At 63.9% G+C, this 16444-nt stretch carries 18 protein-coding genes; 14 read left to right on the plus strand and 4 right to left on the minus strand.

The window, feature by feature from the left end; all coding sequences use genetic code 11:
* The 9 genes from ACRCSW_RS15995 to ACRCSW_RS16035 form a co-directional block, all read left to right on the plus strand.
* Positions 1 to 261, plus strand: a 261-nt coding sequence (locus tag ACRCSW_RS15995; protein ID WP_438706642.1) for a carboxymuconolactone decarboxylase family protein, incomplete at its 5' end; no start/stop codon positions are given.
* 24 nt (positions 262 to 285) lie between these two features.
* Positions 286 to 2028, plus strand: coding sequence for an urease subunit alpha (gene ureC, locus ACRCSW_RS16000; protein ID WP_438706643.1), 1743 nt, complete (start codon positions 286 to 288; stop codon positions 2026 to 2028).
* Between the two features lie 42 nt (positions 2029 to 2070).
* Positions 2071 to 2613 (plus strand): urease accessory protein UreE, encoded by a 543-nt coding sequence (locus ACRCSW_RS16005; RefSeq protein WP_438706644.1) that lies wholly within the window; start codon positions 2071 to 2073, stop codon positions 2611 to 2613.
* Entirely contained in the window at positions 2610 to 3242 is a 633-nt protein-coding gene (locus ACRCSW_RS16010; RefSeq protein ID WP_438706645.1) for an urease accessory protein UreF, read from the plus strand. Before ACRCSW_RS16005 ends, ACRCSW_RS16010 begins: the two co-directional genes overlap by 4 nt.
* Positions 3239 to 3883, plus strand: coding sequence for an urease accessory protein UreG (gene ureG / locus ACRCSW_RS16015; protein ID WP_438706646.1), 645 nt, complete (start codon positions 3239 to 3241; stop codon positions 3881 to 3883). Before ACRCSW_RS16010 ends, ureG begins: the two co-directional genes overlap by 4 nt.
* Before the next feature lie 318 nt (positions 3884 to 4201).
* Positions 4202 to 4801 carry a nucleotidyltransferase domain-containing protein gene (locus ACRCSW_RS16020; protein WP_438706647.1) on the plus strand — a complete coding sequence of 200 codons (600 nt, stop codon included), beginning with the start codon at positions 4202 to 4204 and terminating at the stop codon, positions 4799 to 4801.
* A 204-nt stretch (positions 4802 to 5005) separates the two neighbouring features.
* On the plus strand, positions 5006 to 6397 hold the full coding sequence (locus tag ACRCSW_RS16025) for a circularly permuted type 2 ATP-grasp protein (protein WP_438706688.1): 1392 nt from the start codon (positions 5006 to 5008) through the stop codon (positions 6395 to 6397).
* A gap of 214 nt (positions 6398 to 6611) precedes the next feature.
* Positions 6612 to 7562: an alpha-E domain-containing protein gene (locus ACRCSW_RS16030; RefSeq protein ID WP_438706648.1), complete on the plus strand. Its 951-nt coding sequence runs from the start codon at positions 6612 to 6614 to the stop codon at positions 7560 to 7562.
* Position 7563: 1 nt separating this feature from the next.
* Positions 7564 to 8388, plus strand: coding sequence for a transglutaminase family protein (locus ACRCSW_RS16035; protein WP_438706649.1), 825 nt, complete (start codon positions 7564 to 7566; stop codon positions 8386 to 8388).
* Between the two features lie 36 nt (positions 8389 to 8424).
* Here the strand turns inward: ACRCSW_RS16035 and ACRCSW_RS16040 are convergent, their stop codons facing one another.
* Positions 8425 to 8667: a hypothetical protein gene (locus ACRCSW_RS16040; protein ID WP_438706650.1), complete on the minus strand. Its 243-nt coding sequence runs from the start codon at positions 8665 to 8667 to the stop codon at positions 8425 to 8427.
* 159 nt (positions 8668 to 8826) lie between these two features.
* On the opposite strand from ACRCSW_RS16040, the gene ACRCSW_RS16045 reads away from it, so the two are divergent.
* Both ACRCSW_RS16045 and ACRCSW_RS16050 read left to right on the plus strand, forming a co-directional pair.
* Positions 8827 to 9549 (plus strand): proteasome-type protease, encoded by a 723-nt coding sequence (locus tag ACRCSW_RS16045; RefSeq protein ID WP_438706651.1) that lies wholly within the window; start codon positions 8827 to 8829, stop codon positions 9547 to 9549.
* Between the two features lie 154 nt (positions 9550 to 9703).
* On the plus strand, positions 9704 to 9892 hold the full coding sequence (locus tag ACRCSW_RS16050; RefSeq protein ID WP_438706652.1) for a hypothetical protein: 189 nt from the start codon (positions 9704 to 9706) through the stop codon (positions 9890 to 9892).
* 153 nt (positions 9893 to 10045) lie between these two features.
* Here the strand turns inward: ACRCSW_RS16050 and ACRCSW_RS16055 are convergent, their stop codons facing one another.
* Complete coding sequence (locus ACRCSW_RS16055) at positions 10046 to 11053, minus strand: hypothetical protein (protein ID WP_438706653.1); 1008 nt, start codon at positions 11051 to 11053, stop codon at positions 10046 to 10048.
* Between the two features lie 188 nt (positions 11054 to 11241).
* Here ACRCSW_RS16055 and ACRCSW_RS16060 point away from each other — a divergent pair, with 188 nt between their 5' ends.
* The 3 genes from ACRCSW_RS16060 to ACRCSW_RS16070 are packed head-to-tail and all read left to right on the plus strand — an operon-like array spanning position 11242 to position 13814.
* Positions 11242 to 11769 carry a PepSY domain-containing protein gene (locus tag ACRCSW_RS16060; RefSeq protein WP_438706654.1) on the plus strand — a complete coding sequence of 176 codons (528 nt, stop codon included), beginning with the start codon at positions 11242 to 11244 and terminating at the stop codon, positions 11767 to 11769.
* Positions 11770 to 11814: 45 nt separating this feature from the next.
* The gene (locus tag ACRCSW_RS16065) at positions 11815 to 12474 is read left to right on the plus strand and encodes a response regulator transcription factor (RefSeq protein ID WP_438706655.1); all 660 of its coding nucleotides are present in this window, start codon (positions 11815 to 11817) and stop codon (positions 12472 to 12474) included.
* Positions 12474 to 13814 (plus strand): ATP-binding protein, encoded by a 1341-nt coding sequence (locus ACRCSW_RS16070; RefSeq protein ID WP_438706656.1) that lies wholly within the window; start codon positions 12474 to 12476, stop codon positions 13812 to 13814. Before ACRCSW_RS16065 ends, ACRCSW_RS16070 begins: the two co-directional genes overlap by 1 nt.
* Before the next feature lie 25 nt (positions 13815 to 13839).
* Here ACRCSW_RS16070 and ACRCSW_RS16075 read toward each other — a convergent pair whose 3' ends face one another.
* Positions 13840 to 15378 carry a phosphate ABC transporter substrate-binding/OmpA family protein gene (locus ACRCSW_RS16075; RefSeq protein ID WP_438706657.1) on the minus strand — a complete coding sequence of 513 codons (1539 nt, stop codon included), beginning with the start codon at positions 15376 to 15378 and terminating at the stop codon, positions 13840 to 13842.
* 73 nt (positions 15379 to 15451) lie between these two features.
* Entirely contained in the window at positions 15452 to 16393 is a 942-nt protein-coding gene (locus tag ACRCSW_RS16080) for a PP2C family protein-serine/threonine phosphatase (protein WP_438706658.1), read from the minus strand.
* Positions 16394 to 16444 lie beyond the last annotated feature (51 nt).

The following is a 16444-nucleotide window of genomic DNA, read 5'->3' on the forward strand; positions in this document are numbered from 1 at the left end:
CTGAAGGCCACATGGGAGCGGTTGCAGGTGGTGATGGCGCCGGGCGCGCTCGACCCCTTGGTGAAGGAGATGGTCTATCTCGCCGTCTCCACCGCCAACGGCTGCGCCTATTGCGTCCATTCCCATACGGCCGCGGCCAAGGCCAAGGGGATGACCGCGGCGCAGCACGGCGAGCTTTTGGCCGTGATCGCGATGGCGAGCCAGACGAATGCGCTGGCGACCGCGCTGGGTGTGCCGGTGGATGAGAGGTTTCTGGCGTGAACCGCCGATGACGAAGGATTGCCGATGCCTGCAGTGATTTCCCGCAAGACCTATGCCGACATGTATGGCCCGACGGTGGGCGACCGGGTCCGGCTGGGCGATACCGACCTTGTCATCGAGGTCGAGCGTGACCTGATCGCCGAACGCTCCTCGGGGCAGGCGAATGCGCTGCGCTATGGCGATGAGGTCAAGTTCGGCGGCGGCAAGGTCATTCGCGACGGGATGGGGCAGTCGCAGCTGACCCGGGCGCAGGGTGCTATGGATACGGTGATCACCAACGCGCTGATCGTGGACTGGACAGGCATCGTGAAGGCGGATGTGGGCCTTCGCGACGGGCGGATCGCCAGGATCGGCAAGGCGGGGAACCCCGACACCCAGCCGGGTGTGGACGTCATCATCGGGCCGGGGACCGAGATCATTGCGGGCGAGGGGAAGATACTGACAGCCGGGGGAATGGACGCCCATATCCATTTCATCTGCCCCCAGCAGATTGACGATGCCTTGCACTCTGGCCTTACGACCATGCTTGGCGGTGGCACGGGCCCGGCGCACGGCACCCTGGCGACCACTTGCACCCCCGGCCCCTGGCACCTGATGCGGATGATGCAGGCCGCAGATGCGTTTCCGATGAACCTGGCCTTTGCGGGGAAGGGCAATGCCTCGCTGCCTGCCGCGCTGGAGGAGCAGATCAGGGCGGGGGCCTCGTGCCTGAAACTGCACGAGGATTGGGGCACGACGCCTGCGGCCATCGACTGCTGCCTGACGGTCGCCGATGCGATGGACGTGCAAGTGATGATCCACACCGACACGCTGAACGAAAGCGGCTTCGTGGAGAATACGCTGAAGGCCATCGCGGGCCGGACGATCCACGCGTTTCACACCGAGGGTGCGGGGGGCGGGCACGCGCCGGATATCATCAAGGTGGTGTCGTCGCAGAATGTGCTGCCGTCATCGACCAACCCGACGATGCCCTACACGGTCAACACCATCGAAGAGCATCTGGATATGCTGATGGTCTGCCACCACCTCGACCGCCGGGTGCCCGAGGATGTGGCCTTCGCCGAAAGCCGCATCCGGCGCGAGACGATTGCGGCGGAGGACATCCTGCATGATCTCGGTGCTTTCAGCGTGTTGTCATCGGACAGCCAGGCAATGGGCCGGGTGGGTGAGGTCATCACTCGAACCTGGCAGACCGCGCACAAGATGAAGCTGCAGCGTGGGCGGCTGGAGGGCGAGCAAGGCCAGAACGACAACCTGCGCGTCCGCCGGTACATCGCGAAGTACACGATCAACCCGGCCATCGTGCATGGGATTTCGGACCATATCGGCAGTGTCGAGGTCGGCAAACGTGCCGATCTGGTGCTGTGGTCGCCCGCCTTCTTTGGTGCCAAGCCCGAGATGGTGCTGATGGGTGGGGTGATTGTTGTGGCGCAGATGGGCGACCCGAACGCCTCGATCCCCACGCCGCAGCCTGTCCACACACGGCCGATGTTCGGGGCCTATGGCGGGAGCCTTACGCGGAATGCGGTGACGTTTGTCAGCCAGGCCGCGCAGGAGGACGGGATCGGGCAGCGGTTAGGACTTGCGAAAGAGACCGTCGCCGTCATGGGGACGCGGGGGGTGAAGAAGGCCGACATGAGGCTGAACTCGGCCACGCCCGCGATTGAGGTGGACCCGGAGACTTATGAGGTGCGGGCCGATGGGGTGCTTCTCACCTGCGAACCGGCGGAGGAGCTTCCTCTGGCGCAGCGGTACTTCCTGTACTGAAGGGAGGGTCGCCGTGATAGCTCCCTTAGCTAAGGCACTGAGATGACAGATCTTCCTGCCGCACTCGGACTTCTGAAAGAAGCACCAGAGACCTGCCATGGCGTCGTGGTTCTGGGCTATGACGAGCGCGTCTTGCGTCGGAAGCGGCTGGTGACCGCGCATGACGAGGGTTTCCTGGTGGATTTGCCTACGGTGACCAACCTTGACGAATACTGGGGCTTTCTTCTTGAAGATGGCCGCGCGATCCAGATCGTTGCGGCGGAGGAGTCGCTGGTCCAGATCACCGGTCCGGACCTTCTTCGATATGCCTGGCACATTGGCAACCGGCATACACCCTGCCAGATCGAAGCGGGGCGCCTGCTCATCCGCCGCGATCATGTGCTGGAGGCCATGCTGACCGGGCTGGGTGCTACTCTGGCGTCCGTCAGCGAGCCCTTCACCCCTGAAGGTGGCGCATATGGCATCGGGCGGACGATGGGGCATTCGCATGGGCCGGAGGAGAGCTTAGGCTGGCACGATCATGGCGATGGGCATGCGCATTTCCATGCCCCCAAGCTGCCGTTCGGTCATCGGGATGCCTCGTGACCGCGTTGCTGACCCTTGTGCAATGGCTGTCCCCGGCGTTTCCGACCGGGAGCTTCGCCTATTCGCACGGGCTTGAGGCTGCGATTTCTGACGGAACGGTGAGCAATGCCAAAGGCTTGCAGCTGTGGCTGTCGGAAGTGCTGAAGTTCGGCGCGGGCCAGCAGGACGCGATCCTTCTGGTGCAGGCGCTGCGGGGGGACGCCGACCACGACGCTCTGGATGCCATGGCCCGCGCCTTGCAGCCCTCGTCGGAGCGGCTGACCGAAACGCTGGATCAGGGGGCGGCCTTTGCGGCTACAGTCGCCGGACTGACGGGCCGGGCGCTTCCCCCGCGTGCGTTGCCGGTCGCGGTGGGAGAGGCGGCTGGTGCCTTGGGCCTGCCGGAGGCTCAGGTTACAGCCTTGTATCTGCATGCTTTTGCCAGCAACTTGACCTCGGTCGCGATGCGGTTCATGCCGCTTGGGCAGGCGGAGGGGCAGGGGGTGCTTGCGGCGCTGCACCCTCTGATCGATGCTCTGGCTGGCGAGGCGATCACCCTGACGCTGGACGATCTTGGGGCCGCGGCTTTTGGGGCGGACCTCGCTGCGATGAGGCATGAGACGATGGATGTGAGGATTTTCAGGACATGAGCGCGAACGGTCCCTTGCGAGTGGGTATCGGTGGACCGGTCGGAGCCGGGAAAACCACGTTGACTGAACAACTTGCGAGAGCCCTGGGTGCGCGCTGCTCGATGGCGGTGATCACCAACGACATCTACACGCGCGAGGATGCCGAGTACCTTTTGCGCGCGCAGGTCCTGCCTGCCGACCGCATCAGGGGGGTGGAAACGGGGGGCTGCCCGCATACCGCGATCCGTGAGGATGCCAGCATCAATCTGGCCGCTGTCGCCGATTTGCGGCGGGCGCATCCGGACCTGGACCTGATCCTGATAGAGTCGGGCGGCGACAATCTGGCTGCGACCTATAGCCCGGAACTTGCTGATATCACTATATATGTGATCGACACGGCGGCCGGGCAGGACATCCCGCGGAAGCGGGGGCCGGGGGTTACGCGGTCGGACCTTCTGATCGTCAACAAGACCGATCTGGCACCTTACGTCGGCGTGGACCCGATGCTTCTGGAAGCCGATACCCGCCGTGCGAGGGGTGCGCGGCCCTATGTGATGGCCAGGTTGCGGCAGGGGCAGGGGGTGGCCGAGGTGGTGGCGTTTCTGGAACGCGAGGGCGGGTTGGTTTTGCGGCCCGAGGCGAAGCCTGGGACGGCGGCTTAGGGTGCCGTGGTATGGAGCTAAGGAGCGGTGAACGAGAAACATCGGAACACCGTACAAAAGGATTTAGATCGACCTGCAAGCTTTTGAGAACGCTGTGTTAATCCTGGAGCTTTCGAACAGGTCTATGATTTTGTTTCCGTCTTGTTTTCATCTTGTTTCCGTCTATGCGCGCATCTGAGTGGAAGGTGGTTAACCATGCGGCGCGACTCAACCCGCAGCGGGCCGGTTCGGGCTTTTGCCTGGCGTTGAAGCGGTCGTTGCGTTCCGTGATCCGGGCGGGATAGAAGCGGGCCCCAAGCTGTTATGATCGTTGTCTAAATGATGCCACTTCCGGAAAACGCCTGGGACGCTTGGTCGCCAGATGAGCTTTCGGCTCGTCTCGGGCGCTCGACGGCGGATTGGTACGTTGCCGGCGGCTGGGCATTGGATTTGTGGCACGGCCACCAGACGCGTGCGCACGACGATCTGGAGTTTGCCGTTCGCCCGGAGCAGATTGAAAGCTGCCGGAAGTCATTGTCCGAACTGGAGTTCTTCATCGCCAGCGCGGGGACTCTGACCCATCTCCCTTCGACTGTAACCGTGCCCGCCGACACCTGGCAGCTGTGGGGAGCCGACCTTGCTGCGGGACGTTGGCGGGTGGACATGATGCTGGAACGGGGAACGCCGGAGTTTTGGGCGTATAAGCGGGATCCGTTGATCCGTTTGCCGAGAGCGGCAGCCATTCGCAGGAGTGCCGCTGGCATATCCTACCTGGCGCCGTCGATCGTGCTCCTGTTCAAGGCCAAGTACCACCGCGAAAAGGATGAACGTGATTTTCAAGCGGCTCTGCCGAAACTGCAGTCGAACGAAAAGGCCGATCTGCGCCGTTGGCTGGAGCAGCTGCATCCCGGCCATGACTGGATAGCGATGCTCCGGTAGGACTTGAGGAAGGCGGCGATGTTCGCCTGGGGGACAGCGGGCCTCCGTTCGGTTGGGTAAGTGGCAGCCGCGACCCCCGCCCAAACTTTAGGCAGATGGTCAGGCAAAAGGCGCTACTGTCGATCAAGCCCTTTTCGCGATGCACGCACTCTGCTCTAGTCGGCACAAGGCAGCCGGAGGGAATCCTTGGCGCAGTTCAACGAGATGTTTCAGGGGACCGCAGTCCGCCCGCCCTATGCGCGCTTGCAGGACTGGGTGGCGACCATGCCGCAAGAGCTGCGAAGCCTGAAGCAGGCCGAGGCCGAGGCGCTGTTCCGGCGGATCGGGATCACCTTCGCGGTCTATGGCGAGGGGGGCGATCCGGATCGGCTGATCCCGTTCGACATGTTCCCCCGCGTCTTTTCCGGCGCCGAGTGGTCGAAACTGGAACGCGGCATCAAGCAGCGGGCGCGGGCGTTGAACGCCTTTCTGGTCGATGTCTACGGGCGGGGCGAGATCATACGCGCGGGGCGTATTCCTGCGCGTCTGGTCTACCAGAACGAGGCTTACGAGAAGGCGGTCACCGGGTTTGTTCCGCCGAAGGGGGTCTATTCCCATATCGTGGGCGTCGACATCGTGCGCACCGGGCCGGACGAGTTCTATGTGCTGGAGGACAACTGCCGCACGCCGTCGGGTGTCAGCTACATGCTGGAAAGCCGCGAGATCATGATGCGGATGTTCCCCGACCTTTTCCGCGAGAACCGGATCGAGCCGGTTGACAACTATTCAGACAAGCTGCGCCGGACGCTGGCCAGCGTCGCGCCGGCGAAGTGCAAGGGCGAGCCGACGGTCGTCATCCTGACGCCGGGCCATTTCAACAGTGCGTATTACGAGCATTCGCTCCTTGCGGACCTGATGGGGGTGGAGCTGGTCGAGGGGCAGGACCTCTTTGTCGATGGCGAATATGTCTACATGCGCACGACCGAGGGGCCGCAGCGTGTTGACGTGATCTACCGGCGGATCGACGATGCCTACCTCGATCCGCTGTGCTTCCGGCCGGACTCGATGCTTGGTGTGCCGGGGCTTATGGATGTCTATCGCAGCGGCGGGGTGTCGATCTGCAGCGCACCTGGGGCGGGGGTGGCGGACGACAAGGCAGTCTACACCTATGTACCTGAAATGGTGCGGTTCTATCTGGGCGAAGAGCCGATCCTGCAGAACGTGCCGACCTGGCAGTGCGGCAAGTCGGACGACCTGGCCTATGTGCTGGACCAGCTGCCGGACCTGGTGGTGAAGGAAGTCCACGGCTCGGGCGGGTACGGGATGCTCGTCGGGCCGAAAGCGAGCCGCGAGGAGGTGGAGCGGTTCCGTGCGAAGCTGAGCGAGGATCCTGGAAACTACATCGCCCAGCCGACGCTGGCGCTTTCGACCGTGCCGACCTTTGTCGATGAGGGCGTGGCGCCGCGGCATGTGGACCTGCGGCCCTACTGCCTGGTGGGCGAGCGGATCGAGCTTGTGCCCGGTGGCCTCACGCGGGTGGCGCTGAAGGAGGGGTCGCTGGTGGTGAACTCGTCCCAGGGGGGCGGGGTCAAGGATACATGGGTGCTGGCGGAATGAGGGGTGCGGGTTTGACAGGCGTTTTCGCCGTGACTGGTGGTAGCCCCCCCACCCCGGCCCTCCCCCACGGGGGGGGAGGGAGGTGCCCGGCACCGCCATCACGAACAATGACCCGGTGTGGCATCTGGCAGTACCGTGGCAACCAGCACCTCCCTCCCCCCTCGGGGGGGAGGGCCGGGGTGGGGGGGCTGGCCGCCGGGCCGAAGGGCCGCCCATGCTGAGCCGGACCGCCGACAACCTCTACTGGATCGCGCGCTACTTGGAGCGGGCCGACACCGTCGCCCGTCTACTGGAAGTGGGCAGCCGGATCAGCCTTCTGCCATCAGCGCATGGCTACCGGAGCGAGTGGGACAGCGTTCTGCAAGCCACCGGCATGGCTGCGGCGTTTGACCGGAAATACGGCGACCCGGTGCAGCGCAACATCGAGAGCTTTCTGTTCTTCGACCGCGACAATCCTTCGTCGATTGCAAGCTGCATTACCGCCGCGCGGGAAAACGGGCGGATCGTGCGGACGGCGCTTACGACGCAGGTCTGGGACGCGCTGAACACGGCCTTCCAGGAACTGCGTGGGCTGGAGCGGATGGAACGCTCGACCCTGGAACTGAGTCGGCTGACCGACTGGACGACGCGTCATGCGGCCATGCTGCGGGGGGCCATCGATGCAACGCTTCTGCGCGACGACGGCTTCAACTTCCTGAACGTCGGCTACTACCTGGAACGCGGCGACAACACCGCGCGGCTGATGGACGTGAAGTACTATGTCCTTCTGCCGCGGGTGGATTACGTCGGCTCGGGCCTGGACAACTATCAATGGTCCACGCTGTTGCGCGCCATGGGCTCGCATCGGGCATTTCACTGGGCCTATGGCGGCGAGGTTACGGCGGCGAAGATCGCCGACTTCCTGATCCGCAACCCGCAATCCCCGCGGTCGTTGGCCACCTGCTCGGCGGGGCTGGTCAATCATCTCGGCCGCGTTGCCAAGGCCTATGGCCGCGAGACGGCAGCGCAGGAAAGGGCGGGGGCCTTGATGGCGGCGGTTGAGGGGACGACGGTCGATGCGATTTTCGACGAGGGGCTGCACGAATACCTGACGCGCTTCATCGCCGAGACAGCGGAACTGGCCACGGCCATCAACGACGCCTACTTAAGCGGAGAGATGCGCTGACATGCGACTGACCGTCGATCATGTGACCCGCTACCAATACGACCGGCCAGTGCGGTCGGTGGTGCAGAGCCATCGGCTGACGCCTTCGACGTTTGCCGGACAGAAGGTCATCGACTGGGAGGTCACGGTCTCGGGCGGTGTAAAGGGGGCCACGCATCGCGACGGGGCGGGCGACCGGGTTCAGGGCTGGACGGTGGCCGGGCCGGTCAGCGAGGTCGAAGTCAGGGTACGCGGCACGGTCGAGACGGTGGACCTGACCGGCGTCTTGCGCGGGCATCGGGAAGCCGTCGCGCCGGGCTGCTATCTGCGGGCCACCGGGGCTACGCGGGCTGACGTGGCGTTGATCGCGCTTGCCGGGCGGGCCGAGGCGGCGGAACCGCTGGAACTGGCCCATGTGCTGAGTGCGGTGGTGGCGGATGCGATTGCCTACCGTCCGGGCGTGACCCACGCCCATACCACGGCGGCCGAGGCGCTGGCGCTGGGTGAGGGGGTTTGCCAGGATCATGCGCATGCCCTGATCGCGGTGGCGCGGGTGCGGGAGATCCCGGCGCGCTATGTCTCGGGTTATCTCTTCGCGACCGAGGATGGCAGCGCGCACGAGGCCGCCCATGCCTGGGCCGAGCTTTATGTGCCCGGGCTTGGCTGGGTTGGTTTCGATCCGGCGAACCGCTGTTGCCCGGACGAGCGCTACATCCGGCTCGGCTCGGGCTTTGACGCGCAGGACGCGGCCCCGATCCGCGGCGTGGCCCGTGGCGGCGGGAGGGAGGAGATGGACGTGACGGTCGCGATCCTGAACCAGAGCCAGAGCCAGAGCCAGAGCCAGTAAGCGGCCAGGTTCGCGTCTAGCGGCAGAGCCGGTCGATCAGGTCTGCACCAAGCCCGTTGGTGTCCCGTCGAGAACGAAGCCACGCACCGGCGTGGTATGGAAGTTCCGGCCAAGCTGGCCGCCCTTCTTGACCCGCATGATTTCGGTATGGTTGCCGCTGGACAGGTCGAACATCAGGGGCAGCCAACTGACATCCGGGAACTCCGGCTCGGACACCCAGTAGCGGTCATCGTAGAGCCGCGTGTCGTGGACGATTTCGTCAGGGAGATGCTGTGGCATGATGGTCCGATCCTTCACTGCAAGGTGCAAGCGCCGTCAGGGACGGACGGTAGGACGGGCGATGCCATCCGCGCAGGTTTCTCTCGCGTTTCCTGTGCGGGAAGGCTTGAACCCAAGACTGTCCTCACAATAGTGTCGGCCCGCAGCCGGAGGGGAAAGATGACGTATTGCGTGGGCCTGTTGTTGAACGAAGGCATGGTGCTTCTGTCGGATACGCGCACCAATGCCGGGCTCGACAACATCTCGACCTACCGCAAGATGTTCACCTTCGAGGACAAGGGCGAGCGGGTCATTGTCATCATGACCGCGGGCAGCCTTTCGGTGTCGCAGACCACGATCGCCCAGCTGCGCGAAGCGATCGACGACCCCGAGGCCACGCCCGAGACATCGATCATGCTGGCGCCGACCATGCTGAAGGTGGCCGAGATCGTTGGCAGTCGTCTGGCAAGCGTCCGGGCCGAGGTCGACGAGAAGCTGTCCGCGATGCAGGGCGCGAGCGCGGCGATGATTGTCGCAGGGCAGCGCAAGGGTGGTGCGATGCGGCTGTTCCTGATCTATCCCGAGGGCAATTTCATCGAAGCGACCGAGGACACCCCCTTCCTGCAGATCGGCGAGCACAAATACGGCAAGCCGATCCTCGACCGGGTCGTCAAGCCGTCGACCAGTTTGAAGGACGGGCAGAAGGCGGTGCTTCTGTCGATGGATTCGACGCTTCGGTCGAACCTGTCAGTAGGCATGCCGCTGGACCTTTGCGTGATCGAACGGGACGCTTGCGAGGTTTCGCAGAGGCGGCGGATCGAGGCGGGCGACCCGGCTTTCCGCGCGATGAGCGAGGCCTGGTCGGGTGCGCTGCGTGACGGCTTTGCGCAGATCGACATCTGAACGGGCGGCAGAAGGATAGGCGGCCCATCTGCGAAGATTAATAGAAAGTGAACGCGGGGTTTTCGGCCGGTTTAACTTCAGTGTTGCAGGATCAGCGGAAGCTCAGTCGGGTACTCCAACCGAATCGCAGTTCCGACGGGCCAGGGGGTTTGAAATGATTGGTTCCAAGTCTGCTCAAGACCGACTTTCTTTGACACTTGACCTTCAGCAGCGCGAAGAATGGGTAGCGCAAGGCCGGGCAAGATCAAGCCGCAGGCCTTTTGAAAAGCTGCAGCGCTTTCCGCCAATCGAGGATCTGGTAACCGCGCTGGACATGATCGCGTCGCGCACCACCAACGCGTGATCGGATACTTCAGCAAGCAAGAAGGGCCACCCTCAAAGGTGGCCCTTCTTGCTTTGCAACTTTGGTTCACCGCAGCGCCAAAGGGCATTTGGCAAAGCGATGAAATCCCCGGCAGTCATGGCAAGTGGTGCCAGGCCCGCCGGGGGGCTGCCCTTACTGGACGGTTTCTTCAGTCTCTTCCGCCTCTTCCGTATCGAGACCGAGCAGTTTCTTGACGGCAGCCTCGACTTCGTCGGTCACCGGCTTGTTCGCCGCGGCTTCCAGGAGGTCGCGCTCAAGCTCGGGCTGATCCTCGACTTTCTGGGTCAGCTCGTCGACTTCCGCGCTGACCGTTTCATACTCGACAGCTGCGGCCTGTTCCGCCTCGACCTCATCCAGCGCGGCTTCGGCGGCCGCAAGGTCTTCCTCGGCTGCAGCCAGATCGCTTTCGATCTGCTCGTCCGATCCGCCGGCATCGGCCAGAGCCTGCTCCAGCTCGGCCACCGTTGCCGCTTTGTCCGAAACATCGGCTGCGGCGGCATCCACGTCGGCGTCGATCTCTGCAAGTGGGCGATCAGGCGGCGTCAACGTCTCCAGCTCGGCCTTCTTTTCTTCAAGTTCGGCCTCCAGCGCCTCACCTGCAACCACGGCATCGCGATAGGCCGCAATGCGCCCGACCCGCGAATTCGGCGAGGCGTTCTTCAGCGCGTTCGGCGATGCGTGTGCGGCGTTCAGCGCGCCAAGTTCAGAAGGATGGGCGACGCCGTCTTCGGTGCTTTTCGCCTTGATCTTCTTTGCCTTGGCCGTCTTGGTCTTGCCGGTTTCAGCGGTTTCGGCGGTTCCGGTCTTGGTGGTCTCGACCGACTTTGTTTTCTTCACTTTGGTGGTCTGGCTCTTGCCGCCTTCCGACTTGCTGGCCTTGTCGGCCCTGTCGGCCTTGCCGCCGCCACTACCGTTTCCACCATCGCTGCTGTTCCCGTTTCCACCGCCTTTGCTGCCACCGTTCCCGTTGCCGTTCCCGCCGCCATTGCCATTGCCGCCGCCATTGCCGTTTCCACCACCCTTTCCGTTGTCGGCCTGGGCCATGTCCGGAAGCGATACGATTGCGATAAATGATGCCGACCCGAGCAGGGCCATCGACAGCGAACAGGCTTTCAAGATCGTTTTGGTTGCGTGTTTCATGCTAAACCTCATTTCGGGGTAAATCCGGGAAGTCGCCTTCCCGCGGGTTGACTTGGACTGCAAAGATCTCGCGCCTGAAGCCGACGCGGCAGTGCAGGGTGTTTGGGCATTAGACACCAAGCGGGTTTAACGGGGCAGGAACCGGCCATTCATCTTGAGTTCACGTCAGGCTTGCTACAAATGGTGCCATGAAACGTGTCCAAGCTTTGCTCGTTGCGGGACTGCTGTCGCTTCTTGCGCCTGCAGTCGATGCGACTGTGCGTGAGATCAGTGCCTCTGAGCTGCGCAGGATCGTGAATGCGGGTCAGACGATCAGCTTGAAGGCGGTGATCGATGCCGTCGTGACTTCGATCGGTGCCGAAGCGATCGAGGCGCGTGCCTTCGAGGCGGACGGGGTCTATTACCGGATCGTGCTGAAGCGGTCCGATGGGACGTTGATCAGCGTGATTGTCGATGCAAGCACGGGTGAGCAGGTCAAGAAGAACTCTTCCGTCGGGAAGCAGGTGACCAAGGCCGCGCAGGACTCTGAGGGCAAGAACGGCAAGAGCAAGGGCAAGGCCGCGGGCGGAAACGGCAACTCCGGTGGGAACGGGAACAGCGGCGGCAATGGCGGGGGCAACGGAAACGGTGGGGGTAACGGCGGCGGCAATGGTGGTGGTGGCGGAAATGGTGGGGGCAACGGCGGCGGGAATGGCAACGGTGGCGGCAAAGGCTAGGTCTTGCCCTTAATGTTGCCAAACTAGGGTAGTACCCCGGCGGCCATGAGAATTCTTCTTGCAGAAGATGAACCGGTCCTGTGCGACCAGATCAAGAAGCTGCTGTCGGCGGAGGGCAGGATCGTCGATGTCGTGCACGACGGCCAGGAAGCCTGCTTTCTGGGTTCGACCGAACCTTATGACATGATCATTCTGGATATCGGACTGCCGATCCGGGACGGCACGTCGATCCTTAAGGAATGGCGCAGCAACGGCATTTCGACGCCCGTGCTGATCCTGACGGCGCGGGACGGCTGGTCGGACCGGGTGGATGGTCTGGATGCCGGAGCCGACGACTATATGACCAAGCCGTTCCATTTGCCCGAGCTGGCCGCGCGCGTCCGTGCGACGCTGAGGCGAAGCGCCGGACGGGTGAGCCCGCTTGTGGAAAGCAAAGGCGTCGTCTTCGATACCCGGACGGGCAGGGTGACTGTCGGGGGAGTGCCGGTCGATCTGACGGCTCAGGAAGTCGCGGTTCTGTCGTACCTGATGCACAACGCCGGGCGTCTGATTTCGCGCACCGAGCTTTCCGAGCACATCTACGAATACGACGGCGACCGCGATTCCAACACGATTGCCGTCTTCATCAACCGTCTGAGAAAGAAGCTGGGGCCTGACCTCATACAGACCATGCGCGGCCGCGGATACATGATCGAACCGTCCTGATGCTGTCGCTGCGGAAGAGGGCATGGATCAGCGGCGGGGTGTCGGCCCTGGTGGCGGTTACTGTCGGGACCCTGTTGCTGTATTCCTTTCTGAATCAGAAGGTTCTGGACCGTTTTGACAGTACGCTCGCGGATCGCCATACTCAGATTGTCGTAGCGCTGAGCAACGTTCCCGACGACCCCGACGGCCTTGGCGATCTGATCTTCGACCCTGCTTATCAGACACCGCTCTCTGGCCGCTATTGGCAGGTTGTCGGGCCGGATGGCCAGATCTATGCGTCGGCATCGCTTCTGGACGGCACCTTGCCGGTTCCGCAAACCGGGTCTGGTAAGCTGACGTTGACGGACGCCGAGAGCACCGAGCTTGATCAGGTTCGGATCGCCCATCAGGTCATCACGCTGGAAGACGGCAGCGAATGGAGCGTGGCTGTCGCCGAAAGCCGGGCGGATCTGGTCGCCGAACGTGCCGAGACGCGCCGCAGTCTGATCGTGGCCTTTGCGCTGGTCGCAGTGCTGGGCCTTGCCAGCACGATCCTGCAGACGGCGGCGATTGCCAGACCGCTTGACAAGCTTCGACGTGACGTAGCGCATCGGTGGGAAAGCGAAGAGGCGCTGGACGGCAAGGACTATCCCGAAGAAGTGGCGCCGCTTGTCGGTGATATCAACACCTTGCTTGCGCGCAACCGCGACATCGTCGGCCGGTCACGCCGCCAGGCCGCCGATCTGGCCCATGCGCTGAAGACGCCAAGTGCGATCCTGCGCAATGAGCTTTCGGCCCTGGCCGGGAAGGGCCGGGCCACCGACAAGGCGCTTGATGCGCTCGATCGGCTGGATGCGCAGCTTGGCCGGTCTTTGGCGCGGATCCGGATGTCGAACACGGGCGAGACGACCTTTGCGCGCACCGACCTCAGCAATTCGGTCAACCGGTTCTCGCGGATGTTTGCGGCAATGGCCAAACGGGATGGCAAAGAGCTGTCGACGGTCTGCGAGCCAAATCTGACGATCCGCGTCGATGCGCAGGACATCGAGGAAGTGCTGGGCAACCTGCTGGACAACGCACTGAAATGGTGCCGCCGGGCGATTTCGATGACGGCGCGGCGGGTGTCCCAGGGGATCGAGCTGACTATCGAGGATGACGGCCCCGGGATCGCCGAAAAGGATCGTAATGCGGCGCTGCAGTCGGGCAGGCGGCTTGACACGTCGACGCCGGGCACCGGCCTAGGGCTGGCGATCGCAATCGATCTCTTGAAGGCCTATGATGCCACGCTTGAGCTTGACGCATCACAAACGCTGGGCGGGCTTGCGGTGCGGATTGTGCTGCCAAGGCAGCTGGTTCGTTAGCAGACCAGCGCCTCGTGCCGGGATGTCAGCCCTGGACGGGGCTTTCGATCCAGACCTCGACGCGGCGATTGGCAGCGCGGCCACTTTCCACATCGTTGCAGGCCAGTGGGGCAAGATCGCCAAAACCCTTGGCCGCGATCTCGATCCCGGCGAGCCGCTCACCGCCGGCACGCTGCAAAGCCTCGGCCACGTTGAGCGCCCGGCTGGCCGACACTGCCCGATTGGTCTGTGCCGTTCCGACGTTGTCGCCGAAACCGGCAAGAAGGACGCTGGTCCCTTGCGGCAGTTCGGCAAGATAGTCGACGAGCCGCGCGAGGTGGGCCACGCTGTCGGCATCAATTGCTGTAGAGCCGGAGCCGAACCGGACCATCGTCGTCAGCCGGTCATGGCGCGCTGTGTCGTCAAGCAGCTCTTGCGCCAGCCGCGCCGTCCGGTTGGTGCCCGTAGTAGCCGGAAGGCTGACCTCCTCGCTGTGCGGGACGCGGAGGATGCTGCGGTCGACCAGACCGGCCTCGGCATAGGCGGCGTCGGCTGCTGTCGAAAGCGCGTAGGCCCGGAAATCCTGGCCTTGGGCGTCGGTAGCGTCAGCGCGGCTGAGCAGAGCGACCGGGGCCAGAAGTGGATAGGCGCCGGTCTTGAGCGAGGTGGTGTCGAGCGCAGTGGCAACGCCGCAGGCATCGACAACCTCAACCGCAGGTGCATCGCCTTTTGCAGACAGGGGCACAAAGGCAATCGCCGAAGGGTCGGCAACCACGAGATCGGCAGCGTCGGCCCCCTGCGGCATCGTCTGGCCAGGAGCGCGCGCCACCTCGGCGCCCGCGAATAGAGCAGCCTCGAGCGCGTCGCGCGTGGCCAGGCTTTGATCGAAGCCGATCACCCGAATGGGCCGGTCTTCGCCACCGAGATCAACCCAGCTGGTGATGCGCCCGGCGTAGACATCACGGAGCTCTTCGAGTGTCAGCTTGTCGACCGGGTTAGAAGGGTTCGCAAGCACGGCCAGAGCATCGAAGGCCACGACATCCGCGCGCAGGGCGCCGGCTTCCGAAAGGGGACCGGAGTGAAAGGCGAAGTCGGCTGTGCCTTCGGTCAAGGCGGTGGCGGCTTGGGCACCGTTTGCTACGACAACTTCACCAGTGTCGGCACCAGAAAGCCGATGGCCGATGCCGGGCACCTCTTCCACGGAGAGGGGCGCATCGAAGGTTGCGGCAAACCCCGCCAGGAGCCGTGTCTCGACGGTCGCTGCCAAGGGCTTGGAGGCAGCAGTATCCAGCGGCTTGGCGTCGGGCTCGGCCTTGGTGGGAGCGGGCTCGGCTGCGGCGACCTGCGGGCAGGCGGTTCCTTCGCAGGTCACCCGTTCCGCGCTGACGCGCAACTCGCCCAGGGGGCCCTGGATCACGTAGTTGCCGTTGCTTGCATCCAGAACCTGACCCGTCAGGACAAAGAGCCCGTCAATCGACCGAAGCGTGACCGTCTCGGCATTGGCGGAGGCGACAGTCAGCATCGCTCCGGCAAGCGCGGAAATGCCGAAACCGGCACGATGCAAACGGGTCTGGATCTTCGACATAGGTCTTCTCCGTAATGGGTGGCGGACAACCGGTCGTCCCGGCGTCAAATCGAAACTGTTGTGCGTCGGTCGGCTATCGACCCACTGCGTGGCGGATTGGTTTCACCGGCTCGTCTTCGTCAATGACAACGGCGTCGAAGACCTCCATCGAGTCGACGATCCGGGTCTGCGGCCTGCCGCCAGCGACGATGCCGCCAGCCGACACCAAGGGGGATGCAAGCGCCTTGTCGGACAGAACCTTGATCACGATGATCGAGACGTTGTCCTGGTCGGTCTGGCGCAGGTCGCGCACCGCCTCGATCAGCGTTTCGGCGATCTCGAGGCTTGGCCGCTTGGCGTTGCGGCGGAGGACCCTCTCGAGCGTTTCGTCGTCCAGCGACAGCAATCCGTCGCTGGATACCACGACGATGTCGCCGGCCTGCAGAGCGTAGGGCGTCTGCGGGCAGTTGATGCGTGCGATCTTGTGGCCAGAGATGGCCGATGTCAGGCAGCTCCGGTCCGGATGGGTGCGGCCCAGTTCGGCATTCATCTGGCCAAGGGCTACCATGGCGTCGATTTGCTCGCCCATGGAGTGGTTTTCGTTCAGGCGGCTCAGGGAGCGGCCGCGGTGCAGATAAAGCGGAGAGTCCCCGACCGAAACCCAGTAAAGATGCGGGCCGACAAGGGCTGTCGCGACGAGGGTAGAGCCCATCCCGCGCGTGCCGGGGTGTGCCGCGACATGGCGGTCGATGGCTGCATTTGCGGCTGTGGCGGCGGCGCGCAGGTAGGACGGCACCTCGGGCTCACGGTCGATGAATGAGGCTTTGCGGAACTTGAGCGAGGAGAAGACCTCGGTCACCACGACGGTGCTGGCGGCGTCGCCCGCCGCATGCCCGCCCATGCCGTCGGCAAGGATGCCGAGGCCACAGTCGTTGCCGACCGGAAAGTCCGCGACAACGGCGTCTTCCTGATAATCGCGGCTCCCGCGATCGATCGCGGTCGCCACATCGAACCGAACCTTAGATGAACGCCACATTCACGCGCCCTTCCCCCATTTTTCCTGGCCGCAGGCCCATCCCATCTTCCG

The organism is Tabrizicola sp. (assembly GCF_051645465.1).
Taxonomy (GTDB): domain Bacteria; phylum Pseudomonadota; class Alphaproteobacteria; order Rhodobacterales; family Rhodobacteraceae; genus Tabrizicola.